Source organism: Erythrobacter sp. W302b, from assembly GCF_046452395.1.
Classification (GTDB): Bacteria; Pseudomonadota; Alphaproteobacteria; order Sphingomonadales; family Sphingomonadaceae; genus Erythrobacter.
In genome coordinates, this window is sequence record NZ_JBKFDH010000001.1 from 2,359,779 (window position 1) to 2,379,872 (window position 20,094).

Sequence of the window (20,094 nt, forward strand, 5' to 3'; positions counted from 1 at the left end):
GACCTGTGATTGGGGAGACCACCGAATGTTTCGCAAGATCGCTTTGACTCTGGCGGCGGGGGCACTTGCCGCCTCACCCTTCCTCGCCACCGCCATCGCTGCGCAGGCCGAGCCGCCGCGCTCGATTACGCTCTACAATGCCGAGGACATGGGCGGCACGGGCGTGAAAATCACGCAGGATATAGGCAACCTTCAAGAGGTTTCGGCGGAGGAGGGCTTCGATTCCACCGCCAACGACTATGCCTATTCGCTGCGTACCGAAGGCCAGTGGCAGGTGTGCATGGATGCTGGATACAAGACCAACTGCATGATCGTCGATGGCGAGATCGCTTCGCTGGGCGACAACGGAGGCGCAATCAGCTCGGTGCGCTATGTCGGGCCGAGCAGGCAGACGGCCGCCGTGGCACCGGTTTCGCCCGCGCCCCGACCGGGCACGCCTGCAACGGTCGCAGCAGCGGATGACGACTGGCAGCCGATGTACAATGTCGATTTCCTCGGCAATGATTACCGCGAGATCGTCTACGCGTCGGCGGGCAATTCGTGGAAGACCTGCAAGGCCACCTGCGATGGTGACAGGCAGTGCCAGGCGTGGACCTATGTCGAACCCGGTCGCACCGAGCATGGCGAGTGCTTTCTGAAGGCACCGGTGCCCGAACCCTCGGAAAGCGATTGCTGCATTTCGGGCATCAAGGGCGGAGCAAGCGCGGGCGGTGCCGTGGGGGATGCCGCCATCGGGCGCGGTCTGAGACGGCTGGGCGACACGGCCACCAACGCGGCCGAGGACGAGCTTAACAACGCGGTCGACCGCAAGGTGCGTGGACTGCTCGTCAAGATCATCGACTGATCAAGCGGGCGGCGCAAGGTAGCCGCGCGGTCAACGCGCGGCTGCACCCTCGGGGTGGGGAAGCGGACAGCGGACACGCGCATGGATCGCCGCCGGGCGCTCGGCTTCATCGGGGTGAGCGGCGCTCGGCTCGACGAACCGCTTGCCCCGCCACTTTCTCCAAACTTTGCCGGAAACTCGTCGGATGGCCGCGCTCGGCCTTGGCCAAGGCCGTGCCGGTGGCCGCGCTCGCCATGATCCCGGGCGACAACTCCATGTGCGATTGCCGACCTGAGGCCGGGTGACGCGCACGGCTGGCCGACGCCAGCTTTGTCATTGCATAAATTTAAGCTCTGGTGATTTATGGCACCAACGTGCCGGGCGTGCCGGACATGGGAGTCCCGAAGCGTGTTGTTTCCCCGGCGCCTGCTTGCCTTCATCGAATCGCTGGGCGGTGCCGATGCGGCGAACACCTTGAGCGCGCGGCTGCGCGGCGGGGTTCCGTCTGCGGGCCGCTTGAGGGTGCGGCGCGGGGTCGATATCGCCGCGATCCGGGCTTGGTGGAGCGGTGAGGCGGCGGCGGCTCCGGGGCCGCTGACGGATGAGGCGGCGCTCGCGGTGCTCTCCCAATGCGCCGCCAATATCGAGAACCCGATCGGCATGACCGCCCTGCCGCTGGGCGTGGCCGGGCCGCTCAAGGTCAACGGATTGCACGCGAGCGGTGATTACTGGCTGCCGCTCGCCACCAGCGAAGCCGCACTGGTCGCTTCCTATGCGCGCGGCGCGCATGCGATCAATCAGGCGGGCGGGACCAGCGCGGCGCTGCTGGGCGAGAACGTCGCCCGCGCGCCCGCCTTCGTCTTTGCCTCTCTGGCCGAGGCTGGCAGCTTCGTCGCCTGGGCAACCCGGCACGAGGCCGACCTTGCCGCCGCCGCGCAGGCCACCACCCGCCACGGCCGCTTGCAGGCGATCGAGCCGATGATCGATAGCGACACGGTGTTTCTCGTCTGCCGCTACACCACCGGCGACGCCTCCGGCCAGAACATGGTCACCATCGCGACCGAGGCGATCTGCCGGTGGATCATGGCGCACACCCCCGTGCAGCCGCTGCACTGGTTCATCGAGGGCAATTTCTCCGGCGACAAGAAAGCGAGTTACCTCGGCCTGATCGGCGGGCGCGGGCGCAAGGTTTCGGCCAGCGTTACGCTGCCGGCCGAAGTCATCCGCCGCACGCTCGGCACCGATGCCGACACGATGCTTGCCTATGCGCGGGTGGCGCAATTGGGGTCGACGCTCTCGGGCCAGATCGGCGCGCAGGGGCACTTTGCCAACGGGCTCGCCGCCCTGTTCATCGCCACCGGGCAGGATGCAGCCTGTGTGGCGGAGAGCGCGGTCGGTTTCACCCGGATGGAGTTGCGCGCGGACGGCGCGCTGTTCATGAGCGTGATGTTGCCCAATGTGATGGTCGGCACGGTCGGCGGGGGCACGGGAATGCCGCATCAACGTGCCGCATTGGACCTGATGGGCCTTTCCGGCACCGGCAAGGCACGCGCTTTGGCCGAGGTCACTGCGGGGCTCTGCCTTGCGGGCGAGATCTCGATCATGGCGGCGATTGCCAGCGGGGTGTTCACCAGCGCCCACCACAAGCTGGCGCGGACACGCGGCTGAGCCGATGGCGAGCGCCCGCCCATCCCTCCCCGCCCGCCTCTGGACCTATCAGGCCGAGCGCTTCCCGCTGGGCCGCACCGCCGTGCTGTGCGCTGTGTTCGCGGGCGCGAGTGTCAGCGTCTCGGCGCATCTGTCGGGGCGGGCGGCTCCCGGCCTGACCGCCTACCTCGCCGCCTTCATCATCACGCTCGCCTTCTTCTTCCAGCTGCGGGTGCTCGACGAAATCAAGGACAAGGAGGACGATGCCCGCTTCCGTCCCGAACGCCCGATCCCGCGCGGGCTGGTGCGGTTGGAGACGATCATCGCGCTCGGGATCGCCAGTGCCGCCGTGGCCGCGCTGGCTGCGCTGGCGGTGGACCTGCGGCTGATCGCGCTGCTCGCCCTCGCGTGGGGCTGGATGACGCTGATGAGCTTCGAGTTCTTCGTGCCTGCGTGGCTGAAAGCGCGGCCCTTTGCCTATCTGGTCAGCCACATGGCGGTGATGCCGCTGATCGATCTGGTGATTACGGGCGCGGAGTGGACGCCCCACGGCGCGCCCGTGCCGGCCCTGTCGCTGTTCCTGTTTTTGAGCTTCGCCAATGGCTGCGTGCTGGAGATCGGGCGCAAGCTGTGGGCGCCCGAGTCCGAGCGTGAGGGCGTGGAGACCTACAGCCGGGTGCTCGGGCCTGCGCGGGGCGCGGTGCTGTGGCTGGCCTGTCTGGGCACCGCGCTGGCGCTGCTGCTGGCGGTGGGCGTGGCGACCGGCGCGCCGGTGCTGACCGGCGCAATCGGGCTGGCGGGCGTGGTCTATGCCGCGCGCGCGGCGTTGCGGTATCGCGCGGCGGCCACGCCGGAGCGGGCCAAGGCGCTGGACGATGCCTCGGGCCTGTGGGTCTTCGCCTGCTATGGCGCGGCGGGCTTTGCGCCCTTTGCGGGGGCGATGCTGCGATGATCCTCGCAGGGGCGCAGGCCGACACGGCGGAGGCGGGCGGCAAAGGCCGCGCACTCGCTCGCGCCAGCGCGGCGGGCTTTGCCGTGCCGCCGTTCTTTGTCGTTCCCTCCGGCAAGATGCCCGATGCGGAGGCTTTGGCACAGGCGCTCGCCGCCCTTGGGCCGGGGCCTTATGCGGTGCGGTCCTCAGGTCTGGCCGAGGACGGGGCCGAGGCGAGCCATGCCGGGCAGTTCGAGAGCCTCTTGAACATACCCACCGAAGGGGTCGCCGCCGCTATCGCTCAGGTCTCAGCCTCCGGCGCGGGCGAAGGGCTGGCCGCCTACCGCTCCGAACGCGGTATCGCCGACAGCGCCCCGCCGGCCGTGGTGGTGCAGCGCATGATCCCCGCCTCGCACGCCGGGGTCGCCTTTTCCGCCGATCCGGTGGCCGGACGGCGCGACCGGGTGGTGGTCTCCGCCACCCAAGGCCTTGGCGACCGGCTGGTGGCGGGCGAAGTCGACGGGAGCGGCTGGTGGCTGGCGCGGCCTGCGCTGGACGTGGTCGCCACGACCGGCGATGGCGAGGGGCTGACCCCTGCACAGGTGCGGGAAGTCGCCGAATTGTGCCTCGCCGCCGAGGCTGCGTTCGGCGGGCCGCAGGATATCGAATGGGCCTTCGCGGGCGGCGCGCTCTACCTGCTGCAATCGCGCCCGATCACCTCCCCCCTGCGCTCCGCCCCGCTCACCGATCCGGGCTTCATGGTGTTCGACAACTCGAACATCGTCGAAAGCTACCCCGGCATCGTCGCGCCGCTGACCTTCTCCTTCGCGTCCTACGCCTATGCGCGGGTCTATATGGCCTTCGTCGCGCTGCTCGGCGTTGCGCCCGAGCGGATCCGCGCCGAGCGGGTGGTGTTCGAGAACATGCTCTCGCGGATCGAGGGGCGGGTCTATTACAACCTCGGCAACTGGCACCGCGCGCTGGCGATGCTGCCGGGCTACAGCCTCAACCGCGGGTTCATGGACGGGATGATGGGCACGAGCGCGCCCCTGCCCGAGCGACTGCTGGGGCAGATCGAGCATGGCCAGCCGCAGCGCCTCAAGGAATATGCCCGCATGGCGCGCTCGGCATGGCGGCTGTGGCGGGCCTCGCGCGCGCTGCCTGCGACTTCGGCGCTGTTCCGCAAACGGCTCGACCGCGCCCTCAAGGCGACCACGCCCGAGCGGATGGCAACGCTGTCGCTTACCGAGTTGGCGGCGGAATATCGCCGGATCGAGGCAGACCTGCTCGACCGCTGGGACGCGCCGATTGTGAACGACTTCCTGTGCATGATCGCCTTCGGCGCGGCGCGCAAGGCGCTGGAAGGCTGGGCGGGCGCGGAAGGCACCGCCGCGCTCAACGACGTGCTGATCGGCCAGGGCGACATCATCTCGGCCCGCCCCGCGCAGTTGATCCGGGCGATGGGGGAGACCGCGCGCGCGGATGCGGCGCTGCTCGCCGCGCTCGATGCGCAGGACCGCGCGGCCGTGGAGGCCAGCGCCATCGGGCCGGGCGTTGCGGGCTACATCGCCGAATTCGGCGACCGCTGCACCGAGGAGCTGAAGCTCGAAAGCGTCACCCTCGACGAGGATCCCACGCCCCTGTTCGCCGCCATTGCCGCCGCCGCGCGCAGCCGCCACGCGCCGCCGGGCGAGCGGGGCGATCCCTGGGCGCGGCTGGACGGGGCGCTGAGGGGCAAGCCGGTGAAGCGCCGTGTCGCCCGCTGGCTGGTGCGCTGGGCCAAGGACCGCGTGCGCGACCGTGAGAACCTGCGGTATGAGCGCACCCGCATCTTCGGCCGCGCGCGCCGCGTGCTGCTGGCGATGGGGGTGCAGTTCCACGCGATGGGGCTGCTCGGTGCGCCCCGCGATGTGTTTCTGCTGACGCTTCCCGAAGTGCTGGGCGCGATCGAGGGCTTTGGCGTCACCGCCGATCTGGCGGGCCTTGCCGAGGTGCGCCGCCGCGAGATGGCGCGCGCCGCCGCCCTGCCCGATCCGCCCGAGCGCATCATCACCGAAGGCCCCGCTTGCGCCGCCGCCACCCTCGCCGCGCCGCAGCACGCCGCCAGCGATGAACGCACCCGCAGCGGCACCGGCGCGTCCGCCGGCACCATCACCGCCGTCGCCCGCGTCATCGCCGATCCGCGCGGGCAGAGCATTGCGGCGGGCGAAATCCTCGTCGCGCGTCACACCGATCCCGGCTGGATCGCGCTGTTCGCCAGCGCCGGGGCCATCGTGGTCGAGCGGGGCAGCCTTCTGTCCCACAGCGCCATCGTCGCGCGCGAACTGGGGATTCCCTGCGTTGTCGGGCTGTCGGACGCGACCCGCTGGATTACGGATGGCGATGTGCTGACAGTGGACGGCGCCAGCGGAAGGGTGAGCAAAGCATGAGCGAGATCGCCGCCAAGGCCGCCTTCGATCACATCCGCTACGCCCAGCTGTGGGAGGATGCGGACGTGCTGGTCGCAGCGATCGGCCCGCGCCCCGGCGGGCGGCTGGTGTCGATCTGCTCCGCGGGTGACAATGCGCTGGCGATGCTCCTGTGCGACCCGGCGGAGGTGATCGCCGCCGACCTGTCGCCCGCGCAATTGGCCTGCCTCAAGCTGCGGCTGGCGGCGTTTCCGCTGCTGTCGCACCCCGAGCTGACCGAACTGCTCGGCGCGGCCCCCTCCGCCCGGCGCGGCGCGCTGCTCGACCGGGTTCTGGCGGAGTGCGACGCCGAAACCGCCGCCTTCTGGGCCGCGCTGCGCCCCGATGTGATCGCCCACGGCGCGGGCGGAGTGGGCAAGTTCGAGCGCTATTTCCGCCTGTTCCACCGCCGCCTGCTCCCCTTCGTCCACTCGCGCCGCACGGTGGCCGCGGTGTTCGCACCGCGCGCGCAGGAAGAACGCGCGCGGTTCCTCAAGGAGCAGTGGAACAACTGGCGCTGGCGCTGCTTGCTCAAAGCCTTCTTCTCGCGCCGCGCGATGGGCGCGCTGGGCCGTGATCCGGCGTTTTTCGATCAGGTCGAAGGCTCGGTCTCGGACCATGTCGCGCGCCGGATCGAACATGCCTTTGTCGCCAATGATCCGACCCGGAACCCCTATCTGCGCTACGTGCTGACCGGCACCCACGGCCCCGTCCTGCCGCTCGCGTGGCGGCCTGAGCATCACGCCACCATCGCCGCGCGGGTGGACCGGATCCGGCTTCATCTCGGCCCGCTGGAGCAGGCGGCGAGGGCGGGTGTGGACGGCTGGAATCTCTCCGACATCTTCGAATACATGTCGCCCGAGGGCTTCCGCAAAGCCTATGGCGCAATCCTCGCGGCCTCCCATCCGGGCGCGCGGCTGGTCTACTGGAACATGATGGCCCCGCGCGCCATGCCGCCCGAATACGCGCCCCGCGCCCGCCCCCGCCCCGACATCGCCGCGCCCTTGGCAGCGCGCGATCAGGCGTTCTTCTACTCCGCCTTCCATGTCGACGAGGTGCTTGCTTGAGCATCGCGCTCGACCTCGTCCTGCTCGCCGGATCGGTCGCGCTGCTGATGGGCGTGATCGCCGCGGTGCGTTACGCAGGGGAGCGGTTCGGCTGGCATGCCGAGGTCAGCCGCAAGACCATTCACGTCGCCATCGGCCTCTACGCCATGGCCCTGCCGCTGCTGTTCGACACCCGCTTGCCGGTGGTCGTCCTGCTGCTGATCGCGCTCGCGCTGATGGGCTGGCTGCGGCTGCCGCAGGTGCGGACCACCGGGCTGGGCAAGGCGATCCACGCGGTCGAGCGGCGCTCGCTCGGCGATATCTGGCTGGCGCTGGCGATCGGGTTCGTGTTCCTGCAATCGGAGGGCGAATACATCTTCTATGCCCTCCCGCTCGCGATCATCACTCTCTCCGACACCGCCGCCGCGCTGACAGGGAGCGCCTATGGCCGCAGCCGCTTCGCCGTGGAGGACGGGGTGAAAAGCTGGGAGGGCGTGGTCGCCTTCTTCATGGTCAGCGTGATCGTGGCGATGGCGATGCTGCTGCTGCTCACCGACGCCCCGCGCCTCAACGTGGTGGTGCTGGCCTTCGCGATTGCTGCCTTTGGCGCGATTGTCGAAGCAGTGTCGTGGCGGGGTCTGGACAATCTGTTTGTGCCGATCTGCCTGCAATTCTTCATCAAGGGCTACCTCTTTGCCGAGCCGATGGCGCTGGCGCTGATCGCGCTGCAATTCGGCGTGGCGGTGATCGCGGTGGCGGTGATTGCGCGGCGGCTGGCGCTGTCGGTCCATGCCAGCCGCGCCTTCGTGATCGCGATCTTCCTGTTTCTGGGCGCGGGCGGGCCTTACGGAGCCGTGGTGCCGATGTTCGCCATCGCCGCGCATCTGATCGCCCGCCGCCGCCCCTGCGCGAGCCCGCACCGCGACCTCGATTTCATCGCGACCCTGTGCGGCGCAGGGCTGATCTGGTTCTTCGTGGGCGAGACCATCGGGCCGAGCGCCTTGAGCTTCTACAATCTCGGCATGGCGGGCATGGCGCTGGGGCTGCTGGTGGTGGCGACCGGAGGCCGGATCGCGGCGGGAGCCATGCTGACGCTGGCCGTGGGGGCGGGCTACCTCGCGTTGCTGAGCCTTGCGCCCGGCCATGCGCTCCATTCGCCCTATCTGCCATGGGTAGCGGCGGCGAGCCTGCTGCTGGTCGCCGCGCTGGTGCTGGCGCGCACGCCATGGTTCGACCGCTGGCGCGCGCCGCGGCTTGGCGCGGTTGCCAATCTTGTGCCCTTCGCGGCCTATCTTGCGACATTGGGGATGCAATGAGCGACTTCGACGAGATGCACGCGCCGGGCGCGAGCCTGCGGTTCTACGCCGATGGCCCGGCGTGGGATGGTGCGGCGACGGTGGCTTTGGGGGCTCTGACCTTCACCGATCCCGAGGCAGGCGCAGCATTGCTCCGTGAGGCTGTGGCGCGCGCCGGTGGCCGCCCGGTGCTCGCGCCGATGGATGGCGACACCTGGCACGCCTATCGCACCGTGGTGGAGAGCGACGGCAGCCCGCCCTTCCTGATGGAGCCTGCCGCCCATCCCCACGTGGCCGAGGCGCTGGCGGAGGCGGGCTTCGCGCCGGTGGCGCATTATGCCTCGACCCGGATGGCGCTCGATAGCCCGCAGGCCGAACCGGCGCCGGTGGCGGGGATCACCGTCGCGGCATGGGACGGCACAGACGCGCAGCCGCTGCTGGAGCAGGTGTTCGCGCTGGCAGGCGGCTCGTTTGCGGACAAGCAGTTCTTCAAGCCGATCACACGCGAGGGGTTCCTGGGCCTCTATCTGCCGCTGCTGCCGCTGCTCGATCCGCGGCTGGTGTTTCTGGCGCGGGAGGAGAGCGGGGCGATTGTCGGCTTCCTCCTCGGCTTCCGCGATCCGGCGGTGCCATCGCGGGCGGTGCTCAAGACCTATGCTGGCACGCGGCGGGGCGTCGGGCACCTGCTGGCGCATCATTTCCATGAGGCGGCACGGGCACTTGGCTGCACCGATGTGATCCATGCGCTGATGCATTCGGACAATGTCTCGCTGGTGCGGAGCGGCCAGCACGGAGCCACGGTCTTCCGCCGTTACGCCCTGTTCGGACACCGCCCCGCTTGACCATCCTCGCCGCCTTTGATGCGGCTGTTGCCGCCCATCCGGAGCGGCCTGCGATCATCGACGGCAAGGGGCGCAGCGTCAGCTTTGCGCGCCTCCACGCCCGCGCCGGGTTCCTCGCCGACACCTGGGCCAGGCGCGGGATCGGGTCGGGGGACCGGGTGCTGATCGCAATGGGGGTGACGCCCGACCTTTACGCTGCACTCGCCGCGCTTTGGCGGCTGGGCGCGGTGGCGGTCCTTCCGGAGCCTGCGATGGGGCTGAAGGGGGTCAAGACCGCGCTGGCGGCGGCAGAGGTGAAGGCATGGATCGGCGCAGGCGTGCTGCGGCTGCTGCCCCTGCTGGTGCCGCGCTTGCTGAGCGTGACGCGCTTGTCGCTCGGCGCGGGAACCGTTTCTGCGCCGCCCGCGCCCGACTGGCCGGACGACCATCCGGCCCTGATGAGCTTCACCTCCGGCTCCACTGGGCGGGCCAAGGCGATCCTGCGCAGCCACGGCTTCCTCGCCGCGCAGAACCGGGCCGTCGGCCCGCTGCTGGCGAGCGACCGCCCTGAGGTCGACCTTGTCGCCTTCCCCGTCTTCGTGCTGGCGAACCTTGGGAGCGGTGTGCCGTCGGTGCTGCCCAATTGGCCGCTGCGCCGCCCTGACCGCGCCGACTCCAAAGCGATCCGCGCGCACATCGCCCGGCACGGCGTCACCCGCTTGCTGCTGCCGCCGGTGCTGGCCGAAGCGCTGGCCGATGCGCCCCTTCCCGCCAGCGTCACCACGGTCTTCACCGGGGGCGGGCCGGTGTTTCCCGATGTGGTCGAGCGGCTGATCGCCCACAATCCCGCGCTGCGGGTCATGGCGGTCTATGGGTCGACCGAGGCCGAGCCGATTGCCGAGCTGGAGGTCAGCGCGCTTTCCCCCGCCGACCGCGCCCGGATTGACGGCGGTGAAGGCCTCCTCGCCGGGCCGCCCGTCGGCGCGGTGCGGGTGCGGATCGTCGAAGACGAGATCCTCGTCGCGGGCGAACACGTGGTGGAAACCTATGTCGACCCTGCGGATAACGCCGCGACCAAGATTCGCGATGCCGAAGGCACGATCTGGCACCGCACCGGCGATGGCGGGCGGTTCGACGCGGCCGGTCGTCTGTGGCTGCTGGGCCGCACGCAAGGTCGCATCGAAGGCCTGTGGCCCTTCGCGATCGAGGTCGCGGCGCGGAGCTGGCCGGGGGTCAGGCGCGCGGCGCTCTGCCCGCTGAATGGCAAGGCCTGCCTCGCGATTGAAGGCGACACCGCACGCCTCGCTGATTGGCAGGCGGCGGCCGCCGCGCTCGGCGTTGCCACAGTCGTCGCGCTCACATCCATCCCGCTCGACCGGCGTCACCGGTCAAAGGTGGATTACGCCCGCCTTGCCACGGTGGTCAGCGCAAGCGCCGCCTAATCCTCCAGCCAGTGCCGCCAGGCGAACCAGCCCATCACCAGCGCGCCAATGGCGCCGCAAAAGGCCACCACGCCCCAGAAGGCCCAAGGGTGGCTCGCATAGGGAATGCCCTCCACATTCATCCCGAGCAGCCCGGTCACAAAGGTCAGCGGCAGGAAGATGAACGCCGTCACCGCGATCCCGAGCGAGCGCTGGTCGATCTTTTCGGCGCGCAGATCGGTCAGCTGTTCGTGGAGCAGCGCGGCGCGTTCGCGCACCGCTTCGAGTTCCTCGGCCATGCGCGCGAAGCGGTCTGCCGCCTCGCGCAGGTGCATCCGGTCATCCTTGCTGATCCAGTCGAATTCAAGCTGCGCCATCTGGCCCAGCGCATCGCGGTCCGGCGCGACGAACCGCCGCAGCACGATCGCCTGGTTGCGGATGTAAGCGATCTTGCGCCGCAGCGCGTAGATGTCGCCGCCGTCGAGCATGGCCTCGCAATCATCAAGGCTGTCACCCAGATCGGCGACCTGCGGATCGAGCTGGACCGAAATCGCCTGCGCCAGCGCGGAGACAAAGTCGCCCCCGTCGGTGATCCGCCCCGCGCGCACCGCCGCCTCGACCTTGGCGAGCGCGGCCATGCGGTGGCGGCTGACCGAGGTGACGCGCGCGCCTTCGACCCACACGCGGATCGAGACCAGCCCGTCGGAATCCTGCATCCTGTCCGCCGCCGTGCCGCGCAGGTTGATGAGCACCGCGTCGTCCACTTCATCACAGCGGGGACGGGTTTCGCTCGCGACCAGTGCGTTGGCGGCCATCGCCGGAACATAGTCCGGCAGGTCCATGCTTTCGCCGTGCCCGACACCCTCGGCATGAAGCCAGACGAAGCCCGGCCCTGCGAACTGCGCAACCTCGGCCGGCCCGATATCGGTAACGGTGCCATCGCGCACCAGAAGCGCTTGCACGGTGAGCGGGCGGGTTATCGCGTCCATCGCCGCCCCTGTTAGCCCCGCCGCCGCGCTGGCGGCAAGCGGGGGCCTTCAAGATATGCGCTCAGAAATACCGGGCGCTGGCGATCTCGGCCCCTTGGGCGAGCGCAGCGAGCTTGGCCCAGACGATCTCGGGGTCGAGCGCATTGCTGCCCGCGTGGACCGAGAAGCCGCAATCGACCCCCGCCATCACCCGCTCGGCCCCGAGCAGATCGGCATAGCGACCAATGCGCTGGGCGATCAGTTCGGGGTGCTCGATATAGGGTGATTGCGGCTCGACCATGCCGGGGCAGAGGATCTTGCCCTCGGGCAGGGGATGCTGTTCGAAAAAGGCGAATTCATGCGCGTGGCGGGGGTTGGCGCCTTCGATCAGCACGGTCTGTGGCTTGGCGGACCAGACGATGTCGGCAATCTCGTCCAAGGCCACATCGCAGTGGTGCGGGCCGGGGTAGTTGCCCCAGCACAGGTGCATCCGCAATTGCTCCGCCGGGATGTTCTGCACGGCATGATTCAGCGCGGCGATGTTCATGCCGATGCGCTTGCGGAACTCCTCGGTGCTGAGGTGGGTGAACTGTACGTGGCGGCCCATGGCGAGGTCGGGGCAGTCCACTTGCAGCGTGATCCCGGCCGCGGCGATGGTCTCGTATTCGTGGCGCAGGCCTTCGGCGAGGGCGAAGACATAGTCCTCGTCGGTGGCGTAGTACTGGTTCGGGAAGAACAGCGCGGTCACGCCGGGGCTGGCAGCGGACATGAAGGTGGCGTGGCCGCTGGCGAGCCGCTTGAGCCGCTCGGCGTCGATCCGGGGCGCTTCCATGTCGATGACGGTGATGGGCGCGGTGCAGGCGGGCGCGGAACGCTTGGCGCGGCCCTTGTTGCCGAACACCTGCGCCTTGGCCCCGGGGAAGGCCTCGAGGTCGGCGAATTCGTACTGCCCCGCCTCACCGCCAAAGCCCGACAGGCGGTGCTTGATATAGGTGGCGTAGGACGGCTTGGACTGCTCGCCATCATTGACGATGCTGATCCCGGCTTCGATCTGGCGCTTGATGACATAGGCCGTGGCCTCTTCCACCGCTGAGTCGAAATCGGCCTCGGACACGGGCTCCCCGCCCTCGCGCTTGAACACCAGATCGAGCAGGGCTTCGGGGCGCGGCAGGCTGCCGACATGGGTGGTGAGGAAACGCTGGGTCATGCGGGGGCCTTTGGCGTGAGGAACTGGGCGATGGCGGCGTTGAAGGCCGCCGGGTTGTCGGCATTGGCAAGGTGGCCCGCCTGCGGGATTTCCAGATGCCGCGCGCGCGGTGCGACCGTGCCGAGCACCCGCGCACATTCGCGCCGCCACAGCGTATCGTGCGCGCCTGTCATCGCCAGCACCGGCATGGCAAGCAGCGCCGCCGCCTCATGCGGGAAGGCAGGCGTTGGGCTCGGCGTAAGGAGATCGCGACCATCATAGTCCGCGAGGATCTCGAACATCAGCGCGCGGGCGGCGGGCGAATGGGTCTGCATCAGCGGATGGCGCGACCATTCGGCCCGCAAGCGCTCCAGATCGCCAGCAGCGGCCAGGGCGCGGAAGCGGTCGAGGTCGATCACCTCCTCGCGCGGCACCAGCGCGGGGAGCGGCGCGCCGGACACCACCAGCCCGGTCAGCCGCGCGCCGAAACGCCGCGCCACATCCAGCGCGACCACCGCGCCGCGCGACAGGCCGACCAGCGCGAACCGCGCGAACCCGAGGGTGTCGGCAATGGCGATGACATCCTCGGCCTCGTGCATCAGATCCGGCGGAGCGGTGGCGCGTCCGCACCCTCGCCGATCCGGCATGACGAGGCAGAAATCATCCGCCAGCCCCGCCACCTGCGGCGTCCACATCCGGTGATCGAGCGTCCAGCCGTGAAGCAGGATGACGGGCGCGCCCTTGCCCGCGATGCAGATCGGCAGGGTGCCGCCCGCGACGGCAACCTCGCCGTAAGGCACCGGATCATCGGCCATGGTGTTCGCCTTGGGGGCAGTCATGCTCACATGCGCCCCCACGGCTCGGCGATCAGGCAGCTTCGGCGGCGCGGAACGGGTTGTTGTTGTGGTGCTGCCCGCCAAGCCAGCGCTTCAATTCGGCATGGGCCGACGCGCGGCGATCCGCATCGAGCGGGGCTGCGCGCGGATCATCATAGGTAAATTCCAAGATCATCCCGTTGGGATCGGTGACATAGAGCGACTTGCAATAGCCATGCTCCAGCACATAGGTCTGCGGCTCGACAATCCCGGCGGCGGCGATGCGGCGGGCGAGTTCGTCCTGCCCGTCCTGGTCGACATGCAGCGCGATGTGGATGAAGGGGCTGGAAGGGATATCGGGGCCGAACTCCGCCTGATCGTCAGGGTCGGCAAACTGGAAGAAGGCCAGCGCAGAACCATCGGCCAGCTCGAAGAACACGTGGCAATAGGTGCGCTCCTTGCCGAACAGCTCGTCCTTCTCGCAATAGGTCGCCATCAGCGGGAAGCCGAGCACGTCTTCGTAGAACGCCCGGGTCGCCTCGAGATCCTTGGTCACATAGGCGGTGTGGTGCAGGCGGTTGGCCAGAATCTTTGTCATCGTGCTCTCTCCATCAATCCCAAATTCGTTCAGGCGGCCAGCTTGCCCGCGATGGTGGCGACATGGGCGCCCTGGAAACGGGCCCCGGCCAGCTCGTTGGCGCTCGGCATCCGGCTCCCGTCGTTACCAGCCAGCGTGGATGCGCCATAGGGGGTGCCGCCGCTGATTTCCCCCATCTCGGCATTGCCTTCGAAGGTGTAGGGCAGCCCGACGATCACCATGCCGTGATGCAGCAGCGTGGTGTGGAACGAGGTGATGGTCGTTTCCTGTCCGCCGTGCTGGCTGGCGGTGGAGACGAACACGCTCCCGACCTTGCCGACCAGCGCCTTGCTGAACCACAGCCCGCCGGTCTGATCGAGGAAGTTGCGCATCTGCGCCGCCATATTGCCAAAGCGGGTGGGGGTGCCGAAGATGATCGCGTCATAATCGGCCAGCTCGTTCGGGTCGGCAAGGGGGGCCGCCTGATCGAGCTTGATCCCCGCACCCTTGGCGACCTCATCAGGCACCAATTCGGGGACACGCTTCACAAACACCTCGGTGCCGGGCACGCTGGCAGCGCCCTCGGCAACCGCAGCGGCCATCGCCTCGATATGGCCATAGCTCGAATAGTAGAGCACCAGCACCTTGGTCATGCGCATTTCCTTTAGAACTTGAAGCCGACTTCGAAGCCGTAACGCGCCGGACGCGCGCGGAACACGAAGCCGCCGGGCGAGAATTCGGCGTTGTAGGTCTCGTCGAACAGGTTCTGGGCAAAGGCGGTGAGCGAGAGGCCATTCGCCAGCGTCACGCCCGCGCGCGCGTCCACGATATCGACCGGCTGGCGGACCGTGGTGTTGAACGGCTCCCACCAGGTCTTGCCCGTGCGGCGGTAATCGATCCGCACCAGCGCATCGACGCTGTCGCTGATCGCCCCGGCATATTGCGCACCGAGGTTGAGCGTATAGTTCGAGATCTGCGGCGCCTTGTTGCCGATCACGCTCGCATCGGGAAAGTCCTTGATCTCGCTATCGGTCACGCCAATCGCGGCGTTGATGTCGAAATCGGGGAGGATTTCAGCGGTCGCTTCCAGCTCGAAACCGTTGAGGCGGGTCTCAGGGATGTTGCCGAGGTTCTGGGTGGAGGACTGGGCAAGGAAGACGAAGAAATAGGAGTTCTTCGACAGCGTGGTGTAGACCGCACTCGCCAGACGGACGGGGCCGAGCTGTGCCTTGGCGCCGATCTCGAAGGTGTCGGCGGTTTCGGCCTGGAAGATGTCGCCCACGCCGACGATCCCGGCATTGACCGATTCCGCACCCACGCCGGTCTGATTGAACCCGCCCGAACGGAAGCCGCGCGAATAGCCGCCGTAGATCGTCAGATCGGGGGTCGGCTCATAGGTCAGGGTCAGCTTGGGCTGCCAATCGTCGAACACCGCGGTCCGCACCTCGCCGCTCTGCGCCTGCGGCACGCCGGGCACCACCGGCAGGAACGCCTGCGGGGTCAGCGTGGTCTGCCGGCGCTTGTCCCGGTCATACCGCAGCGAGGCATCGACGCGGAACTGATCGGAAAATTCATAGCCCGCATTGGCGAACAGCGCCCAGGCGAAGTTCTCCTGACCATCGGCCAGATAGGAGAACTGCGAGTTCAAAGGATTGGTTGAAGGCGAGCGGAACACCGGGAACACCCCGTTGCCGGTATCGACCATGTTGCCGGTCGAAATGAAGCGTGTGGTATCGATCAGATAGCCGCCGGCCATCCAGTTGAAGGCGCGGCCATCCTCGGGCGAGGCGAGGCGCACTTCCTGGCTGAACGCCTTGACGTTCAGATACTGGCTCTGGTTGAGATCGAAGCCATTACCCTGCCCGAGGATGGCTTCGAACAGATTGAAGAAGAAGCTGTCCGGGATCGGCAGGAAGTCGAAGGCGTCGCCGGTCAGCACTTCCTTGACCGTGTCGTAGGACGAGATCGCGGTGAACACCGCGTTATCGCCCGCATATTCGATCTTCAGCGCGGCATTGTAGATATCGCGGTCATTCTGGCCGGGGTTGTTCACCCGCACCGGAGCGACGGTGTTCACGTCATTGACGATGTTGTAATAGAGCCCCTGCGTGCGCAGCTGGTTCATCGATCCGCGCAGATCGAAGGTCAGCTTGTCGGTCGCCTCGATCAGCAGATTGGCGCGCAGGCTGAAATCCTCGACCGGATCGGCTTCGTCATTGAGGAAGGTGTTCTCGATGAAACCGTCGGTGTTGTAATACGAGCCCGCCACCCGGAACTTGACGTTCTCGGCCAGCGGCCCGCTGATCCCGCCACGCAGGAAATAGCCGAAGCCATTGTCGACGCCCGCGGTGATGTTGCCCGCGAATTCATCGGTCGGGGCCTTGGTGGTGATGATGATCGCGCCGCCGATGGCGTTACGACCATAGAGACCGCCCTGCGGGCCCTTGAGCACTTCGATCTGCTCGATATCGAACAGATCCTGGTTGAATTGCGCGGGGTTTACTTGCTGCACCCCGTCAACAATCACTGCGACCGAAGGCTCGGAATTGCGGTTCTGGGTGATCCCGCGAATGATGACGAAGGCGTTGCCCGCGTTCTGGGTTTCAACCAGCGTGACATTGGGCGTCAGCGCGATGAAGTCGGCCGGGCGCTCGATCCCGGCATTGCTGATCGCCTGCGAATCGAACGCGGTGACGGCCGCCGGGGTGTCCTGAAGCGTTTCACTGCGGCGCAGGCCGGTGACGACGATGCCCTGTTCGTCGATCGTCTCTTCAGCGGGAGCGGCCTCCTGCGCGGCGAGCGGGGTTGCTGCCAGCGCGGCGGCGGTCAGAGCGGTGGTGCTGATGAGCCTGCGCGTTGCGCGGCCGATGCCCGAAGTCGTCATATCTCTCTCCCCTGTGCGCGCGTCATCGCGTCGCTCTATTGGCGATCCCTCCCTTAAACTGCGTTATGAAATTCGCAATGCGAAGTCAACTTCGATATGCGAAAATCTGACAAGGTGTGGCGGCAGAGCCACTGCGAGGCTCGGCTGTGCCATTTTGTCCCATGCGTTCGGCGGATGTTTCGCGGCTTATCGCCGGGTATACGCGGCTTATCGCGGGGTTATCGCAGGGTTACACGCGGGCTGTCGCCGGGTCATCGCCGGGTTGTTGTCGGCCCATTGCGCCCTGACCGTCAGCCCACTGCAAGCGGGGTGACGAGAACAGGCAAAACCTCATGTCCCCGGCCCGAGCCGCGGCAGGCATCATGGCCGCAGGCTGGCCTCCAGCGCGGGCCAGCGCCTGAGCGAGGCCTCGATCTCGCCCGCCGCGCCGCGCAGCAGCGGAAGGCGGGTGCGGACCAACTCGTCCTGCGAAATGCGGGTGGTGGAGGTGGAGCAATTGATCGCGGCGATAACCCGCTTGTCGCGCCCGAAGATTGGCACGGCAACCGAGACGATGCCGTAATCGAGCTCGTCCAGCGCCGAATCGTAACCGCGCTGCGTGATCAGATCGAGCCGTTCGGTGAGGGCCGCGCCGTCGGTAACGGTGCGTTCGGTGAAGCGCTGGAACGGTGCGCCAGCCATCAGCGCGGCCCGCTCGCCCTCGGGCAGATGGGCGGCGAGCGCCTTGCCCAGCGAGGTCGCGTGGAACGGGAAGCGCGTGCCGACCCCTGCCGCAACCCGGAACCGCCGGTCGGTGCTCACATGCGCCACATAAAGAATCTCCGCACCCGACAGCACGGCGAGGCTGGCGCTGTCGCCGGTCTGGTCGCGCAGCCCTTGCAGCGGGGGCAGCACCACCTGTTCGATCTGCATCGAAGCCAGAAACGCCGAACCGATCGTCAACACTGCGGGGCGCAACAGGAACTTGCGTTCGTGCTGGCCGACATAGCCCAGTTCCACCAGCGTAATCAGGCACCGCCGCGCCACAGCGGGAGGCAGCGCCGTCTTGGCCGCCACCTCGGACAGCGTCATTTCCGGGTGGTCCTCGTCAAACGCCTTGAGGACGCGCAGGCCCCGCTCCAACGTCGAGAGAAATTCCGGGTCTTTGCCCCCGGCACCCTTGTCTGCGGGTTCAGCCCCTGCGGATCCCATGCACTGGCCTTTCGATGGAACGGCGGACAGCCGCGTCGTCCGCTCCCAATAGGGGCGGCGCGGTGACGCTGTCCATCCGCTCGCCATCGAAACTGAGCGGGAAACGGATCGTGCGGAAGGTGCCCCTCGGCCCGTCGGGGTCACTGACTTCGATGCCGAGCACCTTGGCCTGTTCGGTGGCCAGGACTTCGGCGCTGTCGTAAATGGGCGAATTGGGGACTTCGAGGCGGGTGAGGGTCTCGGTCCATTCGGCACGCGGCTTCGTCGCGAAAATCGGGGCGAGGAAGGCGACGACATCCTCGTAATGCGCGATCCGTGCTTCACGGCTTTCGAAGGCGGGCAGGCTCAGCATGTCGGGCTGGCCCACGGCGGTCGCCAGGTTTTCCCAGAACTTGGGCGGCGAGGACATGTGGAGCGCCAGCCACTTGCCGTCGGCGCACTGGAACACGTAGCTCTGCGAGACATGCGGGCGGCTATACGGCCCCATGACCTGATCGACGGAAAGCAGGTGCGTGAAATCATCGAGGTTGAAGTGGCACATCGCCTCGAACATCGAGGTTTCGACCACCCGGCCCTTGCCGGTCACGTGCCGCTCGTTGAGCGCGGCGAGGATGCCCAAAGCGGTGTAGAAGCCGGTCATGGCATCCGCGATGGCGGGGCCGACGACGCGGGGGTGTTCGGGATTGACCAGCAGCCTGAGAAAGCCCGAGGCGGCCTGCGCGACGGTGTCGAAGGCGGGGCGATCCCGCTCCGGCCCCTCGCTGCCGAAGCCCGAGATCGAGGCATAGACCAGCGCCGGATTGATCGCCTGGAGCCGTGCGGCGTCGACATTCAGCCGCGCTGCCACCCCCGGGCGGAAGTTCTGGATAAACACGTCAGCGTCCGCGACCAGACGGTCGAGCACCAAAAGATCGCTTTCCTTCTTGGGGTCAATCGTGATTGAACGCTTGTTGCGGTTGTACGTCTGGAAATGCGGCGAATAAAGTTCGCCCTTGAAGCTGCGGAACGGATCGCCCGTGCCCGGCTGCTCGACCTTGATGACATCCGCGCCCAGATCGGCCAGCAGCATCCCGGCGGCAGGGCCCGTGATGAAAGTGCCCATTTCGAGCACGGTAACGCCTGCTAATGGCCGAGCTGTCATCCAACAAATCCCATCTGCTTGCCCCAAGCTTGCCTTGGGTTGGATGTGACACTATATTCTTCGCATAACGAAATCAACTTCGAATATCGAAAAGGAATGGCCATGCGCATCGGCAAGCAGGATAACGCCGTCACCTCGATCTGCACCTCGGATGCGACGAGCATCACGGTGCGGGGGATGGATCTGTGTAGCGAGGTGATCGGCCATGTCGACTTCACGAGCTACTTCTGGCTGCTGGTGACGGGCACCATGCCCACCCTGCCCCAGAAGGCGCTCGCTGACGCGGTGCTGTGTGCAATTGCCGAACACGGGCTGGTGCCCAGCGTGGTCGCCACCCGCATGACCTACGCCGCCGCGCCGGAAGCCTTCCATGGCGCGGTGGCGGCGGGGCTGCTGGGTTGCGGGAGCGTGGTGCTCGGCAGCGCCGAAGTCGCCGGCAAGTTCTATGCGCAGGTCGTCGCCGAGGGAGGCGATCCCGCTGCCGCAGCCACCGCAGCCATCAAGGCCCTGCGCGCTGAGAAAAAGGCGATCCCCGGCTTCGGCCATCCCCAGCACTCGGGCGGCGATCCCCGCGCGCACCGCCTGCTCGCGCTCGCCAAGGAGCACGGGATGGAAGGCAAGCACATCGCCATGCTTCGGACCATCGAAAGCGTGCTGCCCGAGGCGATTGGTCGCTCACTGCCCATCAACGTCAACGGCGCGATCCCGGCCGTGATGCTCGACGCAGGCTTTCCGCTCGCGGCATTGAAGGGCATCTCGCTCCTCGCCCGCACCGCCAGCCTGATCGCGCATTTGCAGGAGGAGACCGAGCGGCCGATCGGCTTCATCATGAGCGGCGCGGCGGCCGAGCGGATCGGGTTCGATGACGGGAGCGCGGGCGGGGAATAGCTTGATCCCCGGC

General features: G+C 67.8%; 17 protein-coding genes. 9 read left to right on the forward strand and 8 right to left on the reverse strand.

The genetic code is table 11. The annotated features are described in order from the left end of the window. Positions 1 to 25: 25 nt before the first annotated feature. From ACLBKT_RS11180 to ACLBKT_RS11215, 8 genes are all read left to right on the forward strand, one after another. A complete protein-coding gene (locus ACLBKT_RS11180) occupies positions 26 to 844 on the forward strand; it encodes a PAN domain-containing protein (protein ID WP_410182994.1) in 819 nt (272 codons plus the stop codon). A gap of 387 nt (positions 845 to 1,231) precedes the next feature. Next, a complete protein-coding gene (locus ACLBKT_RS11185; protein ID WP_410182995.1) occupies positions 1,232 to 2,491 on the forward strand; it encodes a hydroxymethylglutaryl-CoA reductase in 1,260 nt (419 codons plus the stop codon). A gap of 4 nt (positions 2,492 to 2,495) precedes the next feature. Further along, positions 2,496 to 3,422 carry a UbiA family prenyltransferase gene (locus ACLBKT_RS11190; protein ID WP_410182996.1) on the forward strand — a complete coding sequence of 309 codons (927 nt, stop codon included), beginning with the start codon at positions 2,496 to 2,498 and terminating at the stop codon, positions 3,420 to 3,422. After that, positions 3,419 to 5,830: a PEP/pyruvate-binding domain-containing protein gene (locus ACLBKT_RS11195; RefSeq protein WP_410182997.1), complete on the forward strand. Its 2,412-nt coding sequence runs from the start codon at positions 3,419 to 3,421 to the stop codon at positions 5,828 to 5,830. Before ACLBKT_RS11190 ends, ACLBKT_RS11195 begins: the two co-directional genes overlap by 4 nt. Further along, positions 5,827 to 6,915, forward strand: coding sequence for a DUF3419 family protein (locus tag ACLBKT_RS11200; RefSeq protein ID WP_410182998.1), 1,089 nt, complete (start codon positions 5,827 to 5,829; stop codon positions 6,913 to 6,915). The genes ACLBKT_RS11195 and ACLBKT_RS11200 overlap by 4 nt, the downstream gene beginning before the upstream one ends. Beyond that, positions 6,912 to 8,210 carry a hypothetical protein gene (locus tag ACLBKT_RS11205; protein ID WP_410182999.1) on the forward strand — a complete coding sequence of 433 codons (1,299 nt, stop codon included), beginning with the start codon at positions 6,912 to 6,914 and terminating at the stop codon, positions 8,208 to 8,210. The genes ACLBKT_RS11200 and ACLBKT_RS11205 overlap by 4 nt, the downstream gene beginning before the upstream one ends. Next, positions 8,207 to 9,031, forward strand: coding sequence for a hypothetical protein (locus ACLBKT_RS11210; RefSeq protein WP_410183000.1), 825 nt, complete (start codon positions 8,207 to 8,209; stop codon positions 9,029 to 9,031). Before ACLBKT_RS11205 ends, ACLBKT_RS11210 begins: the two co-directional genes overlap by 4 nt. After that, positions 9,028 to 10,452, forward strand: a complete 1,425-nt coding sequence (locus ACLBKT_RS11215; RefSeq protein WP_410183001.1) for an AMP-binding protein — start codon at positions 9,028 to 9,030, stop codon at positions 10,450 to 10,452. Before ACLBKT_RS11210 ends, ACLBKT_RS11215 begins: the two co-directional genes overlap by 4 nt. Here ACLBKT_RS11215 and ACLBKT_RS11220 read toward each other — a convergent pair. The 8 genes from ACLBKT_RS11220 to ACLBKT_RS11255 all read right to left on the reverse strand — a co-directional run bounded on the left by ACLBKT_RS11220 (position 10,449) and on the right by ACLBKT_RS11255 (position 19,193). Then, the gene (locus ACLBKT_RS11220) at positions 10,449 to 11,420 is read right to left on the reverse strand and encodes a CorA family divalent cation transporter (protein WP_410183002.1); all 972 of its coding nucleotides are present in this window, start codon (positions 11,418 to 11,420) and stop codon (positions 10,449 to 10,451) included. The two genes, ACLBKT_RS11215 and ACLBKT_RS11220, sit on opposite strands and share 4 nt — an antisense overlap. A 61-nt stretch (positions 11,421 to 11,481) precedes the next feature. Next, the gene (locus ACLBKT_RS11225; RefSeq protein WP_410183003.1) at positions 11,482 to 12,606 is read right to left on the reverse strand and encodes a cobalamin-independent methionine synthase II family protein; all 1,125 of its coding nucleotides are present in this window, start codon (positions 12,604 to 12,606) and stop codon (positions 11,482 to 11,484) included. Continuing rightward, positions 12,603 to 13,424, reverse strand: coding sequence for an alpha/beta fold hydrolase (locus ACLBKT_RS11230; protein ID WP_410183004.1), 822 nt, complete (start codon positions 13,422 to 13,424; stop codon positions 12,603 to 12,605). Before ACLBKT_RS11230 ends, ACLBKT_RS11225 begins: the two co-directional genes overlap by 4 nt. A 28-nt stretch (positions 13,425 to 13,452) precedes the next feature. After that, a complete protein-coding gene (locus tag ACLBKT_RS11235) occupies positions 13,453 to 13,998 on the reverse strand; it encodes a VOC family protein (protein WP_410183005.1) in 546 nt (181 codons plus the stop codon). Positions 13,999 to 14,027: 29 nt separating this feature from the next. After that, the gene (gene wrbA / locus ACLBKT_RS11240; protein ID WP_410183006.1) at positions 14,028 to 14,630 is read right to left on the reverse strand and encodes an NAD(P)H:quinone oxidoreductase; all 603 of its coding nucleotides are present in this window, start codon (positions 14,628 to 14,630) and stop codon (positions 14,028 to 14,030) included. Positions 14,631 to 14,641: 11 nt separating this feature from the next. Next, complete coding sequence (locus ACLBKT_RS11245; protein ID WP_410183007.1) at positions 14,642 to 16,861, reverse strand: TonB-dependent receptor; 2,220 nt, start codon at positions 16,859 to 16,861, stop codon at positions 14,642 to 14,644. A 360-nt stretch (positions 16,862 to 17,221) separates the two neighbouring features. After that, on the reverse strand, positions 17,222 to 18,052 hold the full coding sequence (locus ACLBKT_RS11250) for an IclR family transcriptional regulator C-terminal domain-containing protein (RefSeq protein WP_410183008.1): 831 nt from the start codon (positions 18,050 to 18,052) through the stop codon (positions 17,222 to 17,224). Next, on the reverse strand, positions 18,033 to 19,193 hold the full coding sequence (locus tag ACLBKT_RS11255) for a CaiB/BaiF CoA transferase family protein (protein WP_410183009.1): 1,161 nt from the start codon (positions 19,191 to 19,193) through the stop codon (positions 18,033 to 18,035). The genes ACLBKT_RS11250 and ACLBKT_RS11255 overlap by 20 nt, the downstream gene beginning before the upstream one ends. Before the next feature lie 102 nt (positions 19,194 to 19,295). Here ACLBKT_RS11255 and ACLBKT_RS11260 point away from each other — a divergent pair, with 102 nt between their 5' ends. Beyond that, complete coding sequence (locus ACLBKT_RS11260; RefSeq protein WP_410183010.1) at positions 19,296 to 20,081, forward strand: citryl-CoA lyase; 786 nt, start codon at positions 19,296 to 19,298, stop codon at positions 20,079 to 20,081. Positions 20,082 to 20,094 lie beyond the last annotated feature (13 nt).

What these genes read in the sequence shown, in the direction of transcription:
- ACLBKT_RS11190 (WP_410182996.1), top strand. Translation starts at nt 2,496, where the DNA reads ATGGCGAGCGCCCGCCCATCCCTCCCCGCCCGCCTCTGGACCTATCAG.
- ACLBKT_RS11195 (WP_410182997.1), top strand. Translation starts at nt 3,419, where the DNA reads ATGATCCTCGCAGGGGCGCAGGCCGACACGGCGGAGGCGGGCGGCAAA.
- ACLBKT_RS11180 (WP_410182994.1), top strand. Translation starts at nt 26, where the DNA reads ATGTTTCGCAAGATCGCTTTGACTCTGGCGGCGGGGGCACTTGCCGCC.
- ACLBKT_RS11260 (WP_410183010.1), top strand. Translation starts at nt 19,296, where the DNA reads ATGCGCATCGGCAAGCAGGATAACGCCGTCACCTCGATCTGCACCTCG.
- wrbA (WP_410183006.1), bottom strand. Translation starts at nt 14,630, where the DNA reads ATGACCAAGGTGCTGGTGCTCTACTATTCGAGCTATGGCCATATCGAG.
- ACLBKT_RS11235 (WP_410183005.1), bottom strand. Translation starts at nt 13,998, where the DNA reads ATGACAAAGATTCTGGCCAACCGCCTGCACCACACCGCCTATGTGACC.
- ACLBKT_RS11220 (WP_410183002.1), bottom strand. Translation starts at nt 11,420, where the DNA reads ATGGACGCGATAACCCGCCCGCTCACCGTGCAAGCGCTTCTGGTGCGC.
- ACLBKT_RS11210 (WP_410183000.1), top strand. Translation starts at nt 8,207, where the DNA reads ATGAGCGACTTCGACGAGATGCACGCGCCGGGCGCGAGCCTGCGGTTC.
- ACLBKT_RS11230 (WP_410183004.1), bottom strand. Translation starts at nt 13,424, where the DNA reads ATGACTGCCCCCAAGGCGAACACCATGGCCGATGATCCGGTGCCTTAC.
- ACLBKT_RS11245 (WP_410183007.1), bottom strand. Translation starts at nt 16,861, where the DNA reads ATGACGACTTCGGGCATCGGCCGCGCAACGCGCAGGCTCATCAGCACC.
- ACLBKT_RS11225 (WP_410183003.1), bottom strand. Translation starts at nt 12,606, where the DNA reads ATGACCCAGCGTTTCCTCACCACCCATGTCGGCAGCCTGCCGCGCCCC.
- ACLBKT_RS11250 (WP_410183008.1), bottom strand. Translation starts at nt 18,052, where the DNA reads ATGGGATCCGCAGGGGCTGAACCCGCAGACAAGGGTGCCGGGGGCAAA.
- ACLBKT_RS11200 (WP_410182998.1), top strand. Translation starts at nt 5,827, where the DNA reads ATGAGCGAGATCGCCGCCAAGGCCGCCTTCGATCACATCCGCTACGCC.
- ACLBKT_RS11255 (WP_410183009.1), bottom strand. Translation starts at nt 19,193, where the DNA reads ATGACAGCTCGGCCATTAGCAGGCGTTACCGTGCTCGAAATGGGCACT.